This is a genomic window from Cytobacillus sp. FSL W8-0315 (assembly GCF_038002905.1).
GTDB classification, from domain to species: Bacteria; Bacillota; Bacilli; order Bacillales; family Cytobacillaceae; genus Cytobacillus; species Cytobacillus pseudoceanisediminis.
The window spans coordinates 247,292-268,500 of sequence record NZ_JBBOOC010000001.1 but is presented as its reverse complement, the minus strand read 5'-3'; the positions used below and the strand labels follow the sequence as shown (position 1 = coordinate 268,500).

The 21,209-nt window shown below is 41.5% G+C and carries 21 protein-coding genes; 14 read left to right on the top strand and 7 right to left on the bottom strand.

The features are described from left to right. Positions 1-3 precede the first annotated feature (3 nt). From MKY20_RS01615 to MKY20_RS01600, 4 genes are read left to right on the top strand one after another with little or no spacing between them, the layout of a single operon-like run. Positions 4-1,239 carry an AMP-binding protein gene (locus MKY20_RS01615; RefSeq protein ID WP_251175341.1) on the top strand — a complete coding sequence of 412 codons (1,236 nt, stop codon included), beginning with the start codon at positions 4-6 and terminating at the stop codon, positions 1,237-1,239. Beyond that, entirely contained in the window at positions 1,236-1,514 is a 279-nt protein-coding gene (gene asbD / locus MKY20_RS01610) for a petrobactin biosynthesis protein AsbD (protein WP_251175340.1), read from the top strand. Before MKY20_RS01615 ends, asbD begins: the two co-directional genes overlap by 4 nt. After that, positions 1,507-2,490: a DUF6005 family protein gene (locus tag MKY20_RS01605; protein ID WP_019380072.1), complete on the top strand. Its 984-nt coding sequence runs from the start codon at positions 1,507-1,509 to the stop codon at positions 2,488-2,490. Before asbD ends, MKY20_RS01605 begins: the two co-directional genes overlap by 8 nt. Next, positions 2,487-3,314, top strand: a complete 828-nt coding sequence (locus MKY20_RS01600; RefSeq protein ID WP_251175339.1) for a sugar phosphate isomerase/epimerase family protein — start codon at positions 2,487-2,489, stop codon at positions 3,312-3,314. The genes MKY20_RS01605 and MKY20_RS01600 overlap by 4 nt, the downstream gene beginning before the upstream one ends. A 146-nt stretch (positions 3,315-3,460) precedes the next feature. Here the strand turns inward: MKY20_RS01600 and MKY20_RS01595 are convergent, their stop codons facing one another. Then, positions 3,461-3,679, bottom strand: coding sequence for a hypothetical protein (locus MKY20_RS01595; RefSeq protein WP_009335878.1), 219 nt, complete (start codon positions 3,677-3,679; stop codon positions 3,461-3,463). Between the two features lie 180 nt (positions 3,680-3,859). Next, positions 3,860-5,593 carry an ABC transporter ATP-binding protein gene (locus MKY20_RS01590; protein ID WP_251175338.1) on the bottom strand — a complete coding sequence of 578 codons (1,734 nt, stop codon included), beginning with the start codon at positions 5,591-5,593 and terminating at the stop codon, positions 3,860-3,862. Between the two features lie 125 nt (positions 5,594-5,718). Between MKY20_RS01590 and MKY20_RS01585 the strand changes: the two genes are divergently transcribed. The 4 genes from MKY20_RS01585 (at position 5,719) to MKY20_RS01570 (ending at position 10,348) form a co-directional block, all read left to right on the top strand. After that, complete coding sequence (locus MKY20_RS01585) at positions 5,719-6,336, top strand: DUF3298 and DUF4163 domain-containing protein (RefSeq protein WP_251175337.1); 618 nt, start codon at positions 5,719-5,721, stop codon at positions 6,334-6,336. 162 nt (positions 6,337-6,498) lie between these two features. Further along, positions 6,499-7,299, top strand: a complete 801-nt coding sequence (locus MKY20_RS01580) for a MurR/RpiR family transcriptional regulator (RefSeq protein ID WP_019380068.1) — start codon at positions 6,499-6,501, stop codon at positions 7,297-7,299. Positions 7,300-7,431: 132 nt separating this feature from the next. Then, positions 7,432-9,003 (top strand): PTS transporter subunit EIIC, encoded by a 1,572-nt coding sequence (locus MKY20_RS01575; protein WP_251175336.1) that lies wholly within the window; start codon positions 7,432-7,434, stop codon positions 9,001-9,003. After that, entirely contained in the window at positions 8,990-10,348 is a 1,359-nt protein-coding gene (locus MKY20_RS01570; protein ID WP_251175335.1) for a 6-phospho-alpha-glucosidase, read from the top strand. The genes MKY20_RS01575 and MKY20_RS01570 overlap by 14 nt, the downstream gene beginning before the upstream one ends. 428 nt (positions 10,349-10,776) lie before the next feature. On the opposite strand, the gene ahpF is transcribed toward MKY20_RS01570, so the two are convergent. After that, a complete protein-coding gene (gene ahpF, locus MKY20_RS01565) occupies positions 10,777-12,306 on the bottom strand; it encodes an alkyl hydroperoxide reductase subunit F (RefSeq protein WP_251175334.1) in 1,530 nt (509 codons plus the stop codon). A gap of 14 nt (positions 12,307-12,320) precedes the next feature. Beyond that, entirely contained in the window at positions 12,321-12,884 is a 564-nt protein-coding gene (gene ahpC / locus MKY20_RS01560; RefSeq protein ID WP_009335870.1) for an alkyl hydroperoxide reductase subunit C, read from the bottom strand. A 607-nt stretch (positions 12,885-13,491) separates the two neighbouring features. Here ahpC and MKY20_RS01555 point away from each other — a divergent pair. The 4 genes from MKY20_RS01555 (at position 13,492) to MKY20_RS01540 (ending at position 16,713) form a co-directional block, all read left to right on the top strand. Further along, positions 13,492-13,845, top strand: coding sequence for a PadR family transcriptional regulator (locus tag MKY20_RS01555; RefSeq protein WP_009335869.1), 354 nt, complete (start codon positions 13,492-13,494; stop codon positions 13,843-13,845). Beyond that, a complete protein-coding gene (locus MKY20_RS01550; RefSeq protein ID WP_009335868.1) occupies positions 13,826-14,608 on the top strand; it encodes a hypothetical protein in 783 nt (260 codons plus the stop codon). The genes MKY20_RS01555 and MKY20_RS01550 overlap by 20 nt, the downstream gene beginning before the upstream one ends. Next, complete coding sequence (locus MKY20_RS01545) at positions 14,601-14,942, top strand: zinc ribbon domain-containing protein YjdM (RefSeq protein WP_009335867.1); 342 nt, start codon at positions 14,601-14,603, stop codon at positions 14,940-14,942. The genes MKY20_RS01550 and MKY20_RS01545 overlap by 8 nt, the downstream gene beginning before the upstream one ends. A gap of 139 nt (positions 14,943-15,081) precedes the next feature. Then, positions 15,082-16,713: an ATP-binding protein gene (locus MKY20_RS01540; RefSeq protein WP_009335866.1), complete on the top strand. Its 1,632-nt coding sequence runs from the start codon at positions 15,082-15,084 to the stop codon at positions 16,711-16,713. 46 nt (positions 16,714-16,759) lie between these two features. Here the strand turns inward: MKY20_RS01540 and MKY20_RS01535 are convergent, their stop codons facing one another. After that, positions 16,760-17,593, bottom strand: a complete 834-nt coding sequence (locus MKY20_RS01535) for an aldo/keto reductase (protein ID WP_019380063.1) — start codon at positions 17,591-17,593, stop codon at positions 16,760-16,762. A 16-nt stretch (positions 17,594-17,609) separates the two neighbouring features. Continuing rightward, positions 17,610-18,818, bottom strand: a complete 1,209-nt coding sequence (locus tag MKY20_RS01530; RefSeq protein ID WP_019380062.1) for an MFS transporter — start codon at positions 18,816-18,818, stop codon at positions 17,610-17,612. A 288-nt stretch (positions 18,819-19,106) separates the two neighbouring features. Here MKY20_RS01530 and MKY20_RS01525 point away from each other — a divergent pair, with 288 nt between their 5' ends. Beyond that, the gene (locus tag MKY20_RS01525) at positions 19,107-19,436 is read left to right on the top strand and encodes a winged helix-turn-helix transcriptional regulator (RefSeq protein ID WP_009335863.1); all 330 of its coding nucleotides are present in this window, start codon (positions 19,107-19,109) and stop codon (positions 19,434-19,436) included. Positions 19,437-19,488: 52 nt separating this feature from the next. Here the strand turns inward: MKY20_RS01525 and MKY20_RS01520 are convergent, their stop codons facing one another. Then, a complete protein-coding gene (locus MKY20_RS01520) occupies positions 19,489-19,812 on the bottom strand; it encodes a hypothetical protein (protein ID WP_009335862.1) in 324 nt (107 codons plus the stop codon). A 127-nt stretch (positions 19,813-19,939) separates the two neighbouring features. Between MKY20_RS01520 and MKY20_RS01515 the strand changes: the two genes are divergently transcribed. After that, on the top strand, positions 19,940-20,878 hold the full coding sequence (locus MKY20_RS01515; protein ID WP_009335861.1) for an alpha/beta hydrolase: 939 nt from the start codon (positions 19,940-19,942) through the stop codon (positions 20,876-20,878). The last annotated feature ends 331 nt before the right edge of the window (positions 20,879-21,209 follow it).

Below are 21,209 nucleotides of genomic sequence, written 5' to 3'. Positions count from 1 at the left end.
GAGATGTTTTTTGTAAATGATCATTACTATACATTAGATAACCTTGAGCAGCAATATACAGAATTTGAAAACATTCCTCATTTAAGAGATTGCGGAAATAGAAGATTAGCTGTTTGTATTCCGGATGTGTTTCAGTGGCTCGCTCTTTGTTTATTTGTACGCAGAAAAGGGGGATCCATTGTTCCGATCCATCCTTCCATGCCGAAAGAAGGGGCAATACGAATAGCTTCATCGGCTGGAAGTCATAGCTTGCTTTACGGAAATACTCATACACCGATCGAACTGTCAAAACAAAAGAATGCCCGTGAAGGTGTCCTGGTCCAAATGAGTTCGGGTACGACTGGTGCACCAAAATGCATTGAACGCAGCTGGGATTCCATCGAGCTTGAACTGGAAAGCTATGTTTCTGTATTGCCGGCAGATCATCAGACCACATCTATTGTTGCCTGTCCGGTTACTCATTCATATGGGTTGATCTGCGGCGTATTTGCAAGCTTAAGGCGCGGTTCGGAACCGGTCATTCTGACAAATATGAACCCGAAGTATGTGCTTAGCAAAATTAAGGAATATCCGAAGCATATTCTCTATGGGGCTCCTGCGCTTTTGCATACATTAACACATCTGGTTCGTGATGGCGGACAGTTCGATTGTGTGATGACATCGGGCACTTTAATGCCATCGGGCTGGCTGGAATCTTTAAAAAGTGTTTCAAACCGGGTTCTTCAGCAGTATGGATGTTCGGAGGCAGGGTGTGTGGCCATTCACCCGGATGTATGTGACCCCCGTGAGATGGGCTATCCGCTTCCCCATGTAAAAGTGGAGGCTGGAAGTAAGGAAAACCCTGATGAAATTATCATCCGTGATTCTGAGAAAACCATCTTTACTAAGGACCTTGGCTTTATGGAAGACGGTGTCCTGTCATTTCTTGCAAGAATGGATGACACCATTAATGTAGCGGGATTGAACGTATATCCGCAGGAGGTGGAAGATGTCCTGATGGCAGAACCAAGAATTGCAGAAGCAGTGGTTTATAAAAAAATCCACCCGCTTTCCGGAGAAAGAGTCTGTGCGCAGTATGTATGCACCCAGCCTATAGAGGAGCAGGAACTGCGGGAGTGGTGCAGGGAATATCTCGCTCCTTACCAAATCCCGATGGAATTTATCCAGACAGAAGAAATAGAAAAGCTCCCGAATGGCAAGATCAGCAGAAAAAGGCTGGGAGAAGGAGTGCTGGCATGACAAGAGAAGAAATTTTACAGGCTTTACAAGATATTATGCAGCATCAAATAGAACTGCCTTCGATGGCGGCCTTTCATGAGGGTGCCCGTTTAAATGAAGATTTATATATGGATTCCATCATGATCCTGCAGCTTATCCTTCATTTGGAAGTGGATCTTGGCTTTGATATCCCGGATGAAATGCTGGTGCCTAAAGATTTCAGGACTGTAGGAAGCCTGGCCGACTTTCTGAATCACCTGCAGAAGCCTGTCACAGCGGAGGCTTCTTATGATTAAAGTCCATTGTTTTGTGAGCTGTGTATGTGAGGCAGTCAAAAAGACGCAAGGGGCCGATCACAGACCTTATTATTTCGGAGTATGGGATGCTGATTTCGATGTATTGGATAATGGAGTTCTGACCTATCATTCCAAACGGATCGACCATGATTTTTTCCACCAATGGTATGAAATGCTGTATGGAATTAAGCTATATAGATGGTATGACGAAAAACGCAGCAAACAGGAAAACATAAACAAGCTTCTGGGCCTGCTTGAGAACAAGAAGCACCACCAGTATGTAATGGTGATGCTTGATTTGTCCAAGCTGCCTGAAAGGGAGAATAAGTTTCATCAAAGTCCATTTCCGCATTATGTGATGCTGGAATTGACAGGAAACGAAGAGGAATGGTTTATGTATGATCCGGACTTCCGCTGGGAAGGAATTTTGCCGAAGGAGAGGATTTTGGCAGCTATTGAGGATCCCTCTGCTGAAGGGGGATATTTCTTTGATGCAGCCAATATCATTCCCCCATCTGCTGAAACAGTGGAGGCATATTTTAATACATGCATTAAGCTTGACTGCAACCCAATGACTGATGCAGTTGGAAAGATTGTCGGTCTATATACATCCGGAAGCGATAACTACCCTTTATCAGGATTGACATTCGCATTAAGGGAACTCCCTGTCCTCGCCATCCGAAAATACGCCTATGAACATGCTTTTGCGTTTTTCTGGGATTCACTTGGGTATGAAGAGGAAGGCTTTGAAGCCTGGTGTAATGAAATTGAGAAGCTCGTAAAAGGATATACGGTTATCCAATATCGGGCGATGAAGCTTGCCATGACAGGAAACCTGGGTTTGAAAAATGAAATCTCTTTAAAACTGGATGAACTAAATATCCTGGAATTTAAAATTAAGCAGGGATTGCAGAAAAGCTTTGAAGCCTGGATTAAACTGCAGGAATCCCAAAATATGAAGGAGGCAACTCTATGAAGCTATCTCTCTGCACCATCTCATTCCGGCATCATCTTCAGTCCATTGACCAAATCGCACACTATGCCCAGACAAATGGATTCCAGGGGATAGAAATATGGGGTGTACATGCCAAAAACCTGGCGGAAGATATTCATTATGGAAGTGAGTGGCTTAGCTCCTATAATCTTGAAACGACCATGCTGAGCGACTATCTGCCTCTTGATGCTCCTCTTCCAGTTTTAATGACAGAAATGCAAAAATTATGTGCAATGGCACATAGGTGGGGAACGAAGAAAATAAGAACGTTTGCCGGGACAAAAGGCAGTGCGGATATCAGCAGGCTGGAAAGAATCGAACTGGTTTCGCGCATGAAAATGCTCTGCAAAATGGCTGAAGCCGAGGGACAGATGCTTCTGGTTGAAACTCATCCTAATACACTGACAGATAACCCATCCTCCACACTTCAGCTCATTGAGGAAACAGACCATTCAGCGTTAAGGGTTAATTTTGATGTGCTTCATATATGGGAATCAGGAGTGGATCCGATCTTTGCGCTAAAACAGCTGCGTCCATATATATCGCACTTTCATTTTAAAAATATCCAGTCCCGTTCCCAGCTTGGCGTGTTTGCTCCTAATAATGTCTATGCAGCAGCGGGCAGCAGGGAAGGCATGGTTTCATTATTTGAAGGAGCTGTAGATTACAGGATGTTTTTAAGAGAGGCTTCGAATTTGATGGAAATGGATGCATCTTTGGAATGGTTTGGACCAAATGTGAAAGACATTCTGACAAAAGACAGCAAGGAAATTATGAGAGTTCTTCAGGCTGAGAAAGCTTTATAACAGCCAGAAAAAAGTCATTCAAACGTTTGATTGATTTAAGCTGCAGTATGATTTCTGCTTAAATGAACAGATGCAGGGAGCAGTATCCTGTACTCGTAAATTACATGGAAGGAGAACAATCAAAAAAAGCTTTAAGGATGTCTTAATCACCTTAAAGCTTTTTCGATTGCTTCTGCTGCTGATTCTATGTGTCGGAAATTTTTCTTTATATTAGTTTCTGTGTAGGTAATTTCAAAAGAATGATTGTTTTTCAAATAACATACAGATAAAACCTGCTGCTTGTCATTTGAAAAGGTCTGAGTGATTTCAGAGTCACAATAATATTTCAATGTTTCAAGCATGTTAAGTGTGTGATCTATTGACATAGTCTTCAGCCTCCTTTTGGATTGGCATGACTAACTGAGATCTTAATTCCATTATAAGGAATTCACCTTCTTGTTTATATGGATAATTTGTCACATTTTATCACAGGTTTTCGGTTTTAAGAGGGGTCTGGAATCAAAATCTGCAGTAAAATGGCCAGTCTTTGATAGACTGGCTACTTCTTATGCAAGCTGCTGCTCGGCAAATTCACGGTATAGATCATGTGATTGAGTCAATTCGGAATGTGTGCCAATGCCTGTGACCTGGCCTTTTTCGATGAAAATAATTTGGTCTGCGTCGACAATTGTGGAAAGGCGGTGTGCGATGACGAAAGTTGTCCGGCCTTCCATTAAGCGGGTAAGGGCCTGCTGGACGATACCTTCAGATTGGCTGTCCAGACTGGCAGTGGCTTCGTCCATCATCAATATTTTAGGGTCGCGCAGGAAAGCCCGTGCTATAGCAATACGCTGCCTTTGTCCCCCGGATAGCTTCACACCCCGCTCACCAACTTCTGTATCAAGCCCTTTCGGAAAGTCGGCAATGAATTGATCGGCGTATGCCATTTTCGCCACTTCCCATAACTTCTCATCCGCAATGCTTTTGGAATCTTCGAGTCCATAGCATAAATTTTCACGGATTGTACCTGCCATCATGGCGCTTTCCTGTGAAACATAGCCGATCTGGCTGCGCCAGGATTTAAGGGATATCTGCTGGATGGGTGTATCGCCAATTTTGATTTCACCAGCAGCTGGTTCGTAAAATCGTTCAAGCAAACCAAACAGGGTTGTTTTTCCGCTTCCGCTTGGACCCGCCAGTGCAATCATCTGACCTGGCTGGGCTTCAAGAGAGATATTTTCCAGAACACTCTCTTCTGCGCTATAGGAGAAGGAGACATTGTTGATTGTAATCGGCTTGCTGCTGATATCCATTTCGATGCCGTCTTGTCCGTCTTCCAAAGGCTCCTCTAAAATATCAATGATCCGTTCTGTTGCGCCTATTGCTTTTTGCAGCTGAGTAAAAAACATCGCAAATGAGGTAATTGGCATAATAATCTGGAACAAATACAGCAAAAAGGCTACAAGAGAACCCGTTGACATCGTTCCGCTAGCCACCCGCATGCCTCCATAGGCGATGATCATGACAATAACAACCATCATGATCAGGTACATAGTGGGACCAATCATCGCAAAAATGCGGGCTTCCCGCAAGCCGTAGCCAAGCAGTTTGTCGATCCCATCCAATCCCTTTTCTTCTTCATTTTGCTCTGCAGTAGAAGACTTCATTAAGCGGATTTCACCGAGTGTTTGGGTAATGTTTCCGGTAAAGATAGCAGTTTCATCTTGAAGGCCACGGGATATTTTGGCCATCTTTCGGCCAAGTGGAATCATAATTGCCAGTGTAATAGGAACAGAAGTAAGCATCAGCAGTGTCATTTTCCAGTCCATCACAAGCAGGATAATAATTGCACCGATAATACTGATAATACCGGTAATAAATTGCGGAAAGTGATTGGTAATCAGCTCCCTGACAATGCTGGTATCATTAACTACACGGCTGACAGTCTGGCCGCTGGATTGCTTGTCAAAATAACTGACCGGCAGCCGTATGAGCTTCATCCACATCCGGTCCCGAAGCCGGGCCACCACTTTTTGGCCGACATAGCTGAGCAGGTAGATGGAGATCCCGCTGATGATGGCCTGGACGATAAAGGCTGCACCAATTCCGATCATGAGCGGAACGCTTAAAGATTCAACAGAAAAACCGTCCACCAGATTTTTGGTCAGCAGCGGTACGAGAAGGCCAGTCAAGGTTGTTAAAATGCTGGCTGTTAAACCAATGATGAGGGCAGCCTTTGGTATTTTTGTCGATAGTATGAGTGAAATGAATGGTTTTAGGCTGGTTTGCTTTTTATCCACTTTGTGTGCTCCTGTCTCTTATATATCGATATCATTATATACCATTGAAACTTCCATTACCTGTTATGCACCTTAACGCCTATCCGATGAATAGAATGTTAAAAACCCAAAAAGGATGGATAGCCGTGGCAATCAACTTTCCAGTAGGCATCAAAACGGTGACAATCAGCAGCGGGCCGACTAAAGTGGTTTATTATCCCCGTGTGAAAGGAATGCAAAATAAGCAGCTGCAGCAATTTATTAACAGTACAATTGTCCGACAAAACCAGCAGATCATTAACGAGCAGACAGGCAATATGGATACAACCGTGGTTGATTTGTATGGATACTATGAGATTAAAAATAATCAGCGTGATGTACTGAGTTTGTCCTTGAACAATTATGTATATCACTATCATGCTGCCCATGGAATGACAGTTATAAAATCGCTGACATTTGACCTTCAGAAGAGAAGGCAGGTGGAGCTTAAGGATTTATTCAAGCCGGGAAGTGACTATGTAAAAAGAATATCCGAGCTGATTAAGGTGCAAATCAAGGAGCGTGATATACCGCTCTTAGTAGACTTTAAAGCAATCAGGCCAGATCAGGACTTTTATATAGCGGATAAAGCACTGATCATCTATTTCCAGCTGTATGAAATAACGCCTTATGCTTATGGATTCCCGATGTTTCCGATTTCCGTTTATGCACTGCAGGATATTATTGATGAAAATGGGCCGCTGGGGAGGATGGCGGTGAATTAAAGTTAAAAGGAAAGCTGCTTTAATGCGGCATTCCTTTTTTGCTGTAGAAAGGTAAATTCTTTTGATGTCGCCTATATAATAGTAGGATATTAATAATAGAAGCAATGTAAATAGAACCAGCCGGTCATAATAAGAAAAATGAGATGTAAAGAGGATGAATCAATGGATAATGCAGAGAAGATATATTTAGATTATACAATTGATAAAGACTTGAATCAGTCAGAGAAAGAGATTCTTTCTTTTTTAATTAAAAGCAAGATAGATGACCAGCATTTAAGTATACGGAAAGCAGCGGATGAGCTGTTTGTTTCAACTACATCCATCATTCGTTTGTGTAAAAAGCTGGGGTTTAGCGGATACAGTGAGTTTGTATATAATCTTGGTCTGAAAGTGAAGAAGGTGCATAGTTCAGATGCTGAATCAGTAGAAGAGATCCATCGTCCATTGGAAGCGAGCATCAATGAATTTATAAAAAATATCAGAACTACATTTGATTACATAGATGAGGAAAGCATCCAGGAATTTTTAAATGAAATTGAAAAGCATAAGATGATTTATTTTTATGGAGCAGGCTTTTCTACGCTGTTCTCCAATTATCTTGCTAAGAAATTGGAGCTTTTCGGGTATTATGTTTCAAATACATCGACTAGTGACAGCAGGGCGATTTTCTTTAATAATATCCAGAAGTATCGGCTGATGATTGTCTTTTCGCGATCTGGAGAGACAAGCAAGGTAATTGAAAAAGTCCAAATTGCTAAGGAAAAGGGGTTAAAGACCGTCCTGTTCACAGGAAATGATAAAAGCACGACAGCGAAATTGGCCGATATTGTGTTTACTATTCTCGATCCGACAATTGAATCCCAGCGTGAATTTGAGATCACATCGTTTGAGTCTAATATGTTTATGTTCATTGATATTATCCTGATTTTAGCGATTAAAAAGGGGATTATCAAAGAGTATTAAGCCCTGTAACATGTTACTTTATTTAGTGACATTGTACAGATTCCTTCATTCCCATTCCTTCCGCTAATAATCCAAGCTATACTGTGGATGTGAAATGATAGCGTTTACTTTTATTTAGAAAGGAAGACATCTATGAAACAAGTGGTGAATGGTCTCCAGCTATTTGGAAAATCCTTGTTTGCCCCGATTTTAATATTGCCGATCATTGGTCTTTTCATTGCGTTTGGCAATGTGTTTGGAAACGGGAACCTGGCACAGTACGTCCCGCTTCTTGAAAATCCGATAATACAAAATATCGGAAAGTTTATCTCTTCTTCGGCAGTTTCGATACTTCAGAATCTCGCATTGATCTTTGCAGTCGGCATTCCGATCGGGTTAGCAAAGAAAGATAAAGGTTATGCAGCATTAACAGGTCTAGTAACCTTTGTCATTTTTATTAATGCGATGCATCAGGTCCTGAATCTTTCAGAGCGTTTAGTTCCTGCAGAGGAGATGCAGATTTCCGGACAGGCAATGGTATTGAATGTTCAAGTTTTAGAGATGGGTGTGTTTGCAGGTATTTTAATCGGAGCTTTAGTTGGTGTTCTTCATAATAAATATTGCGATACAGAATTCAAAGGTGTTTTTTCCATCTATTCAGGTCATCGTTTTGTAGCTATTTTAGCAATACCAAGTGCAATGGTTCTAGGGGCGCTTGCAGCCGAGTTTTGGCCGATTGTTCAAAATGGAATTACAGCGCTGGCTAATGGTATCCGAAGCTTAGGGGACTTTGGTTTCCTTATCTATGGCTTCCTGGAAAGAATCCTGATTCCGACAGGACTACATCACCTTATTTATACACCGTTCTTATATACAGAACTGGGCGGAATGACAACTGTTGCAGGAGAAGTTGTCCATGGGGCAAGGAATATTTATTTTGCTGAAATGGCTGACCCAAGTGTGGCTGTATTAAGCAGCACAGTAAACTGGGATGCACGCGGCCTGGCAAAGATGTTCGGATTAATTGGTGCAGCTTTAGCTATGTACGTTACGGCTGATAAAAATAAAAAAGCGATGGCAAAAGCGATTCTCCTGCCGGCAGCCGTCACTTCATTCCTGCTTGGGGTAACGGAGCCAATTGAATTCGCGTTCCTATTTACTGCTCCAATCCTGTTTTTTATCCATGCAGTTCTGGCTGGTACAGGAATGATGCTCTTAAATGTCTTTGGTGTTCATGCAATCGGCGCGAATGGCGTTATTGATTTCCTGCTTTATAATTTGCCGCTTGGTACAGAAAAGTCCAATTGGCCTATGTTCATTGTCGTAGGTCTGATTATGTTTGCTGCCTATTTTATCATCTTCAGATTCCTGATCCTGAAATTAAACCTGAAAACACCTGGCCGTGAAGAAGGTACAGAGGAAACTGTCCAGCCAGCAGAAGTTCAGACAAAAGGGAATGCAGCAGCAGGGTCTCCTCTAGGTGAAACGATTGTAACTGCACTTGGCGGAAGCGGAAATATTGAAAATGTAGATAATTGTTATACAAGATTAAGACTTGTTTTAAAGGATCCAAATGCAGTAGATGAACAGCTGTTAAAAGAAACTGGATCAAAAGGAGTCATCAAGTCAGGCAACAATGTTCAAGTTGTATATGGTCTGAACGTAAAGTCTGTTCGAGATCAAGTTGATCAAAAACTGGGAGGACTAAATTATGAAAATGTATAAATTAGCGATTGCGGGCGGCGGAAGCACGTATACACCAGGAATTGTGAGAAGCTTAATGGATAGATTAGAAGATTTGCCATTATCCGAGATTAGATTTTACGATATTGATGGAGAGCGCCAATCGAAAGTAGCAGTCGCAGCTAAAGCGGTTATTGCAGAATATACAGATTCTATTAAAATAACCGAGACAACTGATCCGGAAACAGCATTTGAAGATGCAGACTTTGTATTTGCGCAAATGCGTGTCGGCAAATATGCGATGAGGGAGCTTGATGAGAAAATACCTCTGTCACATAATGTAGTAGGTCAGGAAACGTGCGGGCCTGGCGGATTGGCATATGGTTTAAGAACGATTTTCCCTATGGTGGAACTTATTGATTATGTAGAAAAATATGCGAAGGAATCGTGCTGGATTGTCAACTATTCAAATCCTGCTTCAATCGTAGCAGAAGGTGTGCGGAAGCTGCGCCCTAATGCAAAGGTTATTAACATCTGCGATATGCCTGTAGCAACGATGCGCAACATGGCGGGCATCCTTGGAGTGGAGAGAGAAGACCTTGTGGTAGATTACTTTGGATTAAATCACTTTGGCTGGTTCACCAAAGTAGAAGTGGACGGAGAAGACCGCCTTCCGGAGCTTCGTGAGCATATCAGCAAATGGGGACTGCTGACAGAGGACATCTCTAAAATTGATTATCGCCATGCTGATTCTTCCTGGATTAAGACATTTAAAAATATTAAGCCGATCATGGATTTCTTCCCGGATTATATTCCTAATCCATACCTGCAGTATTACCTGTTGCCGGATTATATTGTGGAGAATTCAAATAAAGAGCATACCCGTGCCAATGAGGTTATGGAAGGAAGAGAAAAGTCTTTGTTTGAAACAATTAGAAAATTTGAAGAGACTGGCATCCTGGATGATGCGTTTCATGTTGGTGTACACGGAATTTTTATTGTAGATGTTACTGTATCCATTGCACAGAATCTGGCAAAACGATATCTTGTAATGGTAGAAAACAATAGAACAATTCCTAACCTGCCGGCAGATGCCATGATCGAAGTGCCTGCACTTATTACCAATAAAGGACCTGTTCCTGAGTATGTCGGGAAAATTCCATATTTCCACAAAGCCATGATTGAACAGCAATTGGCATCCGAAAAAATTTTGGTGGAAGCCATAACAGAGGGGTCTTATGAAAAAGCATTACAGGCATTCACGCTTAACAAGACAATTCCATCTGCCATTGTTGCTAAAAAGATTTTAGATGATCTGATTGAAGCCAACAAGGAGTATTGGCCAACACTTGAGAAGAAATATAAAGAAGGCTCATTGGTACACTGATAGAATGGAAGGGCACAGGCTATGTCTGTGCTCTTTTTCTATTTCAATCAAACATTTGATTGAAAAGGTGGAAGTTGTTATAGGCGGTGCTTTTCAACTTAGTGTTGTTCATTCGGACAGGAGAAGAAGAAAACCGAGTTGGTGAGTCCGAACTCAGTGCTTATTCGGACAGGGGAAGAAGAAAACCGAGCTAGTGAGTCCGAACATAGTGCTCATTCGGACAGGAGAAGAAGAAAACCGTGCTAGTGAGTCCGAACTCAGTGCTTATTCGGACAGGAGAAGAAGAAAACCGAGTTGGTGAGTCCGAACTCAGTGCTCATTCGGACAGGGGAAGGGGAACTAAGAAAGAATGAGTCTGAACCAAATTCCATGGTGCTCAATAAAAAACCGCTTCCTGCCAAAGGCAGTAAGCGGTTTTAGGTTAAAAATTAATTACGGATCAGATAGTCAAACGCACCCAAAGCTGCCGTTGCACCAGATCCCATGGAGATGATGATTTGCTTGTAGGCACTGTCTGTACAGTCTCCTGCAGCAAATACACCAGGGATGTTTGTGGCACCGTGCTTGTCCACGACGATTTCGCCGAAGCGAGTACGCTCGATCTGGTCGCCTAACCAATCTGTGTTAGGAACCAGGCCGATTTGGACGAATACACCTTGCAGTTCAACATGGTGTTGTTTTTCTGTCTCACGATCCATGTATGAAATACCGTTTACTTTATCAGTTCCGGTAATTTCAGTTGTCTGAGCATTTGTGACAACCGTTACGTTTGGAAGGCTGTTCAGACGTTCCTGCAGAACGGCATCTGCTTTCAATTCAGGATTGAATTCGATAACCGTTACATGGTTAACAATCCCTGCAAGGTCAATGGCTGCTTCAACACCGGAGTTGCCTCCGCCGATAACAGCTACGTCTTTGCCTTCAAATAATGGGCCATCACAGTGAGGGCAGTAAGCAACCCCTTTGTTTTTGAACTCTGCTTCACCTGGCACGTTGACATTTCTCCAGCGTGCACCAGTTGAAAGGATGACTGATTTACTTTTCAGTACAGCACCATTTTCAAGTTCAATTTCAACAAGGTCCTTCTTTTCAAGTCTCTTTGCACGCTGCAGATTCATGACATCGATGCCATAATCTTTCACATGTTCCTCAAGGCTTGCAACAAGTTTAGGGCCTTCTGTATGCTTCACACTAATAAAGTTTTCGATGCCTAAAGTATCCATTACCTGGCCGCCAAAGCGTTCAGCAACGATGCCGGTGCGGATGCCTTTGCGTGCAGCATAGATTGCCGCGCTTGATCCCGCAGGGCCGCCGCCAATGACAAGCACATCATAAGGATCCTTATCTGCAAACTCTGATGCGTCAGGGCCTGTTCCCATTTTCGCCAGAATTTCTTCAAGGGACATACGGCCGCTGCCGAATGGTTCGCCATTTAGAAGAACTGTCGGCACTGCCATGATTTCTTTAGCATCTACTTCTTCTTTGTAAGCAGCACCATCGATCATTGTGTGTGAAATATTAGGGTTAAGAACACTCATGACGTTAAGAGCCTGTACTACATCAGGGCAGTTGTGGCAGCTTAAGCTGACATAAGTTTCAAAACGATATTCGCCCTCAATCTTCTTCACCTGGTCGATGACTTTCTGGTCAACCTTAGGTGCCCTACCGCTAACTTGAAGCAGAGCAAGCACTAAGGAAGTAAATTCATGTCCAAGAGGAATGCCGGCAAAGGTAATGCCAGTATCTTCACCTGGACGATTTACACTAAAGCTTGGCGTCCTTTGTAATTCAGTGCGCTCAACTTTAATGCGGGAGGACATATTGGCTAGCTCATCTACTAAAGCCAGCATGTCGCTGGATACTTTATCTGATCCAGCGCTGACTTTTAGAAGGATGTCGCCCTCCATCATCTGAAGATATTGAGCTAATTGTGCTTTTATATCTGCATCAAGTAACATGATTATCGTGCTCCTTAGATTTTACCTACTAGATCAAGGCTTGGCTTAAGTGTTTCAGATCCTTCTTTCCACTTAGCCGGGCAAACTTCACCTGGGTTGTTGCGTACATATTGAGCTGCTTTAAGCTTGCTTACAACCTGGCTTGCGTCACGGCCAATTCCGCCAGCGTTGATTTCAACAGTTTGGATGATGCCATCTGGATCGATGATGAATGTTCCGCGTTCAGCCAATCCATCTTCTTCGTTCAGAACTTCGAAGTTGCGGGAAATTCTTTGGTTAGGGTCACCAATCATAACGTATTCAATCTTGTTGATTGTTTCTGAGTTATCGTGCCATGCTTTATGAGTGAAGTGAGTATCAGTTGATACAGAATAAACTTCTGCTCCCATATCTTTTAAAGTTGCATATTCATTTTGAAGATCTTCTAATTCAGTAGGACATACGAATGTGAAGTCTGCTGGGTAGAAGCATACTACGCTCCACTTTCCTTTGAAGTTTTCTTCAGTAACATCGATGAAATCACCGTTATGGTAAGCTTTTGCTGCAAATGGTAGTACTTCTGAACCGATTAATGCCATGATAAAATTCCTCCTTAAATGGTTGAGTGATATGATTATTAATTAAATAGCGAACTATTTAATAATAATTCTAATTCGGTAATAATTATCATATACGATATATTTTTTGTCAAGGGATAAGCTGTGAAAATTTGCTCCTTTTCGGCTGAAGGGCGAAAACTTTAAGTGGCAAGATAAGACTCCGATGTTTAATTGCGCTTTTTTTAGGGTGAAATCAGTACGGCATGGAACTTTTAAAGCAGCCTTAAGCTCCTTAATTACAGTATAACTCTTCCTTATTTTGAATACCCTTTTTTTGCCTCAATCAATCTCAACTAATATGAGATTTAAGTTTATAATTGAGAATGTGTTTAAAAACGGCGGCCGATGATCAGGTGCTGGTCCACATTCACTTATTATTCCCTCTTTGGGTAAAAACAATCGATATGGCAGTAAAAATAGTTCAATCAAACGTTTGATTGATTAGAGTAAAAAATTACCTGGTTTTTACAAGAATACCTTGCATTACAATATAGTGAGAGGTATAGTAAGAGTATATCTTGTATTGCAAGGTAGTTAACTGCAGGTTATTATCTTGTAATACAAGGTAGTGGAGGGAGTAAGGTCAATGTCAGATACCACGCAAATGTTAAAAGGAATTCTGGACGGTTGTTTATTAGCCATAATTAAAGAAGGGGAGATTTATGGGTATGAATTGGCGGCGAAATTGGAGTCATATGGATTTCACTCATTGAGCGAAGGCACTATTTATCCGCTGCTTCTGCGTATGCAAAAAGAAGGACTGATCAGTGCTACTTTGCGAAAGTCAACAGCTGGACCTAAACGAAAATATTACACATTAACTGAAAAAGGCGAGCAGGAGCTGGAGTTATTTATCGGGCGCTGGGAACAGGTAAGTTCATCTGTTGACAATGTATTAAATAAAAAGGGGGATATGAAGAATGGTCTCAAAGGAGTCTGAACAGTTTTTGTCAGAGCTTCGTTTTTACCTGATGTCAAAAGGAAAAAACGATGATGAAATAAATGAAATAACAGAAGAGCTTGAAGTGCATTTAATGGAAGCTGAAGCCGATGGGAAAGATGTGTCTCATATTATCGGGGATAGCCCAAAGCAATATATGAAAAGCATCGGGGAATCAATGAGTACCGATTACCGTCAGATTGCGGGGCTGGTGCCGCTGATGGTCCTTTTGCTGGGTGCTTATATCAGCATTGGTCCTGCAATTGAAGGGAAATTCTCATTATCCAAAGGTACACTTTGGATCGCTGTTATCACAGGAGTAATTGCAGTCGGAGCTTATGGTCTTCTGATTTTCAGAGTGCTTCCTAAATTTCTTCATTCCAAGTGGGGAGCGGTTCTTCTTTTAGTAACCAGCATGGCTGTTACAGGCTCAATGGTCTTAATTTTACTATGGAATCAGAAACAGGGATTTGAACCGATTTTTACTGCAACACCCTATCAGAATAATGTTATTGTGGCAATTTGTGCGGTCATATTTATCGTATCTGCTATTTATACAAAAACATGGTTTACGATTATATTACCCGTTTTTTTGTCTGCGGGATCCATTGCCAATCGGTTTATTCCTCAGGACGTGAATGAAGATTCAACATATATCTTATATACTGTTATAGCATTCATTATTATAGCGGCTGTCATGATATTCGTATTCATGGCTAAAAGGAAAAAAATGCTGAACAATGGAGGAAAACGAAATGTCTAGCTTGCCTAATTGCCCGAAATGCAGTTCAGAGTATACGTACGAGGACGGGATGCTCTTTGTATGTCCGGTATGTGCACATGAGTGGACAGCTGAATCCGAAATCAATAGTTTCGAGGACGAAAAGTTGATTAAGGATTCTAATGGAAATGTACTTACTGATGGAGATACGGTATCAGTCATTAAAGATCTTAAAGTGAAAGGCACTTCTTCTGTTATTAAGATTGGAACCAAGGTTAAAAACATTCGCATCGTGGATGGGGATCATGATATTGAATGTAAGATCGATGGCTTTGGCGCCATGAAGCTTAAGTCGGAGTTTGTGAAGAAAGTGTAACGAAAAAGGCCTATCCTTTCAGGATTGGCCTTTTAAAATATCCTTTTGGGGGTACTAAAATAGTAGTGGAAAGGTCACCATCTCTGGTTTATGATAAAGAAAGAATATTAAGAATTTCTCAAAATAGGTGGGAGCCTCCTTGATACTATTAGACTACATTGTCAATCTCTCTATTTTTTCATTATTGGTCAGTGTGCCTTTAATTCTCCGCTCGTTTATCAGTCATAAACCGCTCAAGGACCTGCATCTTTTGGGCGGCATTTATGCAGGAATTATTTCTGTCATTCTTGTGGGGTTATCTTTTAACGAGCAGGGTTATTCCTATGATATTCGTTATGCCATTCTGATTTTGGTATTTTCCTATTTAGGGCCAGGGGCAGGGATTATTACCGCAATTATTGCTCTTGTCACAAGGCTTGCAATCAGTGAGAATTGGCTGCCTGCCATAATAGGGTTATTGCTTATTTTGATTGCTTTTACAGTCATACATAAATATTGCCGCCAACATAAGGCAGTTAGAAAAACGGCCATATTATATGGTGTGTATTGTGCCATTTATATTATAACGGTACCGATAATTTTTAATGTTTTTAGGGACAGCCCGATTTTTCACCTGCAATATATTCTGTTTGTGGGGCTTGGTGTCATTGTTGGGAGTTTGCTGATTGAATCCTATGAACGATTGATTCGAATCATCACAGAAAAAAAGCGGATGGAAAAGACGCTGGAAGAAAGTGAATCTAAATACCGGCTAATCGCTGAAAATACATCAGACCTAATCGCAGTTATGGACAGGGATCGCAGTTTAAGTTATTTATCTCCGTCTCATGAGCTTGTATTAGGATATGAAGTAGCAGAATTGCAAAATATGGAAGTTGATTTTGTTATTCATCCAGATGAAGCGGAGTATTTTCAGGCAGGCATGCAAAGGATATTCGAAAATAATGAGCGTATGGCAATGGAGTTCCGCCTAAAACACAGAGGAGGCCATTGGATTGAATTTGAGTCACGGTGTATGCCGGTTGAGGGTGAAAATGGTGTTATCGAGCATGTTGTCATGATTAGCAGAGATATTTCTGAGCGAAAAAAAGCAGAGGAATTTCTTTTGCAGTCTGAGAAACTATCGATTGTCGGGGAGCTTGCAGCCGGGGTTGCCCATGAAATCAGAAACCCGCTTACAACCATCAAAGGGTTTCTGCAGCTTTATAAGAGCGGCAATAGCCAAATTAATGCATTGCTGCTTAGCGAACTGGAGCGCATTGAAAATATCACCACTGAAATGCTTTCGCTTGGAAAACCGCAGGCCATTCAAATGGACACGGCTAAGTTAACGGATATTATAGAGAATACAGTCGAGTTATTATCCCCCCAGGCAAATATGAACGGTATCCAGTTCAAGCTGAATTTTGCAGATGGTGACTTTTTGATATCATGTGAAAAAAATCAAATCAAGCAGGTTTTTTTGAATATCTTAAAAAACGCCATGGAGGCTATGGAAAAAGGAGGGGATATTGAGATTTCCCTCAAGGATAATAATGAAGGGGAATGTATTGTCTCCTTTCAGGATCAGGGATGCGGAATACCTGACGAATTTCTGCCGAGACTGGGAGAACCTTTTTATACACTAAAAGAAAAAGGGACTGGTCTGGGACTTATGATTTGCCATAAAATCATTAAGCAGCATCATGGCAGCATCGTATATAAAAGCAAGATTGGTGAAGGTACTTTAATAGAGATTACATTGCCGCTTTTAAGGCAGAAAATTCGTTAAACAAATAAGAAAAGACGAGGAGTCTGCTGCTCCTCGCCTCTTTTATTTAGAAATCAAAGTTGTCAGGATCTGGTCCAACGCGTAAATGTTCATCTAAAGAATCAATCAATTCCATGTCCTGCTGAGATAGTTCAAAATCGAATAAATCTGCATTTTCTTTGATGCGATGAGGCTTTGTTGACTTAGGGATGACAATAATGCTGTTTTGCAGGTGCCACCTTAGGACAATTTGTGCAATGGATTTTCCATGTTTTTCAGCCAGTTCCTTAAGGATCTCATTTTCAAATAATCCGCCCTGCATTAGTGGAGCCCACGCTTCAATGTGCATATCATGTTTGGCGGCAAAGGCGCGGAGTTCAGTTTGAGCAAATTTAGGGTGCAATTCAATTTGATTAATCATTGGTTTGATCTCAGCTGTTTTCAATAGATTTTCTAAATGGCGGATCTGAAAGTTGCTGACGCCAATCGTTTTGATTTTACCTTCTTTATATAAGTCTTCCAATGCTCTCCAAGTTTCTGTGTATTTCCCCTCAACAGGCCAATGGATCAAATAAAGGTCAAGATATTCAAGTCCCATTTTCTCCAATGAGGTGTTAAACGCCTTAAGTGTTGCTTCATAGCCCTGGTCGGAATTCCAGACTTTTGAAGTGATAAAGAGTTCCTCTCTATTAATGCCAGACTGGCGGATGGCTTCTCCCACCCATTCCTCGTTGCCATAGATGGATGCTGTGTCGATGCTTCTATATCCAATTTCAATTGCCGCTTTTACAGCGGTTATTAGTTCTTCTTCCTTTTCTACTTTAAATACGCCAAGGCCAACCATGGGCATTTTAACTCCGTTTGCAAGTGCTGCAGTACTTGATAAAGATAGATTATTCATATAAGACACTCCTTAATTAGTTAGTTTGTTTGTTTTGTTTCTCAAGTTTTTTTAGCCATCCCGTCAGAAATACGGCCCCAAGCACCATTACTCCGCCTATCCACGGTGTGTGAATTAAGCCAATCGAGTCGACGATCAGTCCGCCTGCAAATGAGCCGATAGCAATTCCGATGTTAAAGGCAGCGATATTTAATGCAGAAGCAACATTGACAGCAGAAGGAACATATTTCTCTGCCAGGTTCACCACGAGAATTTGAAGGCCGGGCACATTCATGAAAGCAAATAAGCCCATTAGGAAAATAGCAGCAAGACCAAGAATTTTAAAAGGTGCTGCAAAGGTAAGCAGGACAAGAATAAAGGCTTGCAGAGCGAACATCCAAAACAATGCTTTTAATGGATCCCTGTCTGAAGCTTTTCCGCCAAGAACATTGCCTATTGCCACGGCCACTCCGTAAGCGAGCAGAATGATACTGACCCATTTTGGGCTAAACCCTGTTACATCTTCGAGAAGCGGAGTCAGGTAGGTAAAAGCAACGAATGTTCCGCCGTATCCCAATGCGGTAATGCTAAAAGCTAAAAGCAGTTTTCCGCTGCTTAGAATTTTCAGCTGTTCACTAAACTTAGAAGCTGGTGCTTGCTTAAGGTTTTTGGGAACAAGTATGGCACTGGCGATAATTCCAATTACCCCAAGCAGTGCAACTCCCAAAAATGTGGCTCTCCAGCCAAATGTCTGCCCGATAAACGTTCCGAGCGGTACACCTGTCACGGTTGCAACAGTCAAACCAGTGAACATAAAGGCTATCGCACTGGCGCGTTTGTTCTCTGGAACTAAATCAGCGGCTATGGTCGAGCCTATTGAGAAAAAGATTCCGTGTGAAAATGCTGTAATGAAACGTGCAGCCAGCAAAAGGGAAAAAGAGGTAGACAGGGCTGCGACAGAATTTCCGATGATAAACAAAACCATTAATGACATGAGAAGAAACTTTCTGTTCATTTTACTTGTCAAAGCAGTTAGTACAGGTGCTCCAATGGCAACTCCCATGGCATAGCCCGAAATCAATAAACCTGCTAATGTAATGGAAATTCCTAAATCACCTGAAATGGTCGACAGCAGCCCAACAGGCACAAACTCTGTGGTGCCAATACCGAATGCACTGATTGCGAGTGCAAGCAGGGCAGGAGTGCCGCCTTTTTCTTTTTGTGCATTTATAGCAATAGAACTCATTGGCAATGAATCCTCCTTATATTTAAAGTATGGGATGGAGCAAAGACATTATAGCCAGGCGCCTTGGCCATACAGTCTTGATGAAAGATATTATGGAGCATGCCAAACATGGTGAACAGTACGTACTTTAAAGTAATGCAGGTACTAAAAAGTAACCTATGGTCAATTTCACCATTTTGTTTTATGCTTCCCTATGCTATTATGGATGGCATGATTCGAAATGAATAGTACGCACTTTAAAGTAATGTAGGTACTTTTTAGTGCCTACCAAACAGAGGGGGAAGGAAGTTGGCTTACAATATTCCGGTAGAAGCTACATTAGATGTGATTGGCGGGAAGTGGAAAGTTGTAATCATGTGTCATTTAATTAAAGGTGAAAAGCGTACTAGCGAGCTTAAGCGGCTTATGCCTGGGATTACACAAAAAATGCTGACTCAGCAGCTGCGCGAACTTGAAGCGGATGGCGTTGTAAACCGTGCTGTTTTTGATCAAGTTCCTCCTAAGGTTGTCTATTCATTAACAGATTATGGATGGTCACTTCGCCCAATCCTGGATGCAATGTGCAATTGGGGGGAAGGACATATTGAATTAACAGGCGGAGAGCTTGTAGAACAATAAAAAACAAGGACTCGTATGCTTAAGGCAAACGAGTCTTTTTTATGTGGCGGAGCTATTTACTCTTTATTTGTTCGCGGATGCTCTCAAGCTCCTCAAGCGATAATGAGCCAAGTGATTTCTTTATTTCTTCCTCGATTTGTTTCTTATTAGTTTCCCTGTATTGGTCCCACCATTCCCGAAGGCCTTCCGTATTTGCAAGCAAATACTCGATATCGATTTCTTCCACCTCATCATCCGACAGATAATTCAATACAGCAGCTAACATTCGATTCAGCTTGCTGACCTCATTTTCACTTTTTTCATTTGCACTTGATGATTCTGCAGTATCTTTTTTGCTCTCATCATCTCTGCCTTCTGCAGCTGCTTTCTTTGGCATGAATTCACCCCTTTCTATTGCAAATAAGATTTGCAATTAGTATTGCCTTAAAAAATTTAATAAAAAACTGAACGTTATATATTAGTAAGCGTCTTATATGTAAAGTCGCTGCATAGGGGTGCTGATAATGAAAGAACGTGAGATTGATTTTAAAACAGATGTAAACCTCAAGGGAACAGTGAGCCTTCCGAAGAAGTCAGAAGGGAAATTTCCTCTTGTTGTTATATTTCATGGCTCAGGTCCAGTTGACCGGGATGGCAATGCAAAGGTTATGCAGATGAATGCTTATAAGTTGCTTGCTGAGTTTTTTGCTTCCATTGGGGTGGCAGTTCTCAGATATGATAAGCGGGGAGCAGGAATAAGCGGCGGTGATTTTTATGAAACAGGAATGTGGGATTTAGTTAATGATGGGATAGCCGCCGTGAAGGCGGCACGAGAGCTGCCGGAAATCAATCCTGAAAGAATCTTCCTGCTGGGTCATAGCGAAGGATGCTCCTTAATTCCTCCTATTAATAGGCAGGCAGATGCTGCGGGAATAATCCTGCTTGCCGGTAACGCGGATAATGTCAGAAAGGCTTCTGAATTACAAGCAAGACTGCTGGAAGAGGAAGTTAATGAGATGAAGGGAGTTAATGGTGTTCTTCTTCGTGCTTTAAACGTTCATAAAACTGCTGTCTCCAAACAAAAGAAGGTTTTCGATGAATTGATGGGATCGGAGAAGACGGTGATGAAAAAAGGATTTACAAAGATTAATGCAAAATGGGCACGAGAGCATTTTCAATATAATATAAAAGAAGATTTGGCCGCGATTACATGTCCAGTTCTTGCAATTACCGGGAAGAAAGATGTTCAAGTAAATCCTGATCATGTGCATCTTTTTGCTGAAAAAGTGAATGGCCGGGCTGAGAGCTATAATGTGCCGAAGATGAACCATCTCCTTAGGGACCAGGAAGAAGAAGCTTCCATAGTTAAGCTGAAGTCAATTTATAAAGGGAGTCTTTCAAAGCCATTGAGCGCTGAAATGCTGAACATAATTGAAAATTGGGCTAAAAGCTATATTCTATAAAGAAGAGAAGCTGCATGTGCGCAGTGTAGGGAAATTTATTGTTCATGCAAATTTTTTTATAAAGTATTGACTTCGGCGTCTATATTATTGTAAGATAGTTTTTGTCGCTTAGAGGTATTCACAAATCGGCGGCAAATATAAGCTTTTAAACTGTTTGAACATCAAACAGAAAAAAATAAAAAAGATTGTTGACTTCTTAAAGTGAAGATGGTAAGATTAATTTCGTTGTCACTTCGAAAGAAGTTAGCACATTAGTTCTTTGAAAACTAAACAAAACAGAAACGTCAACGTTAATTCTTTAGTCTTTTTTGAAAAGACAACTTATGAGCTT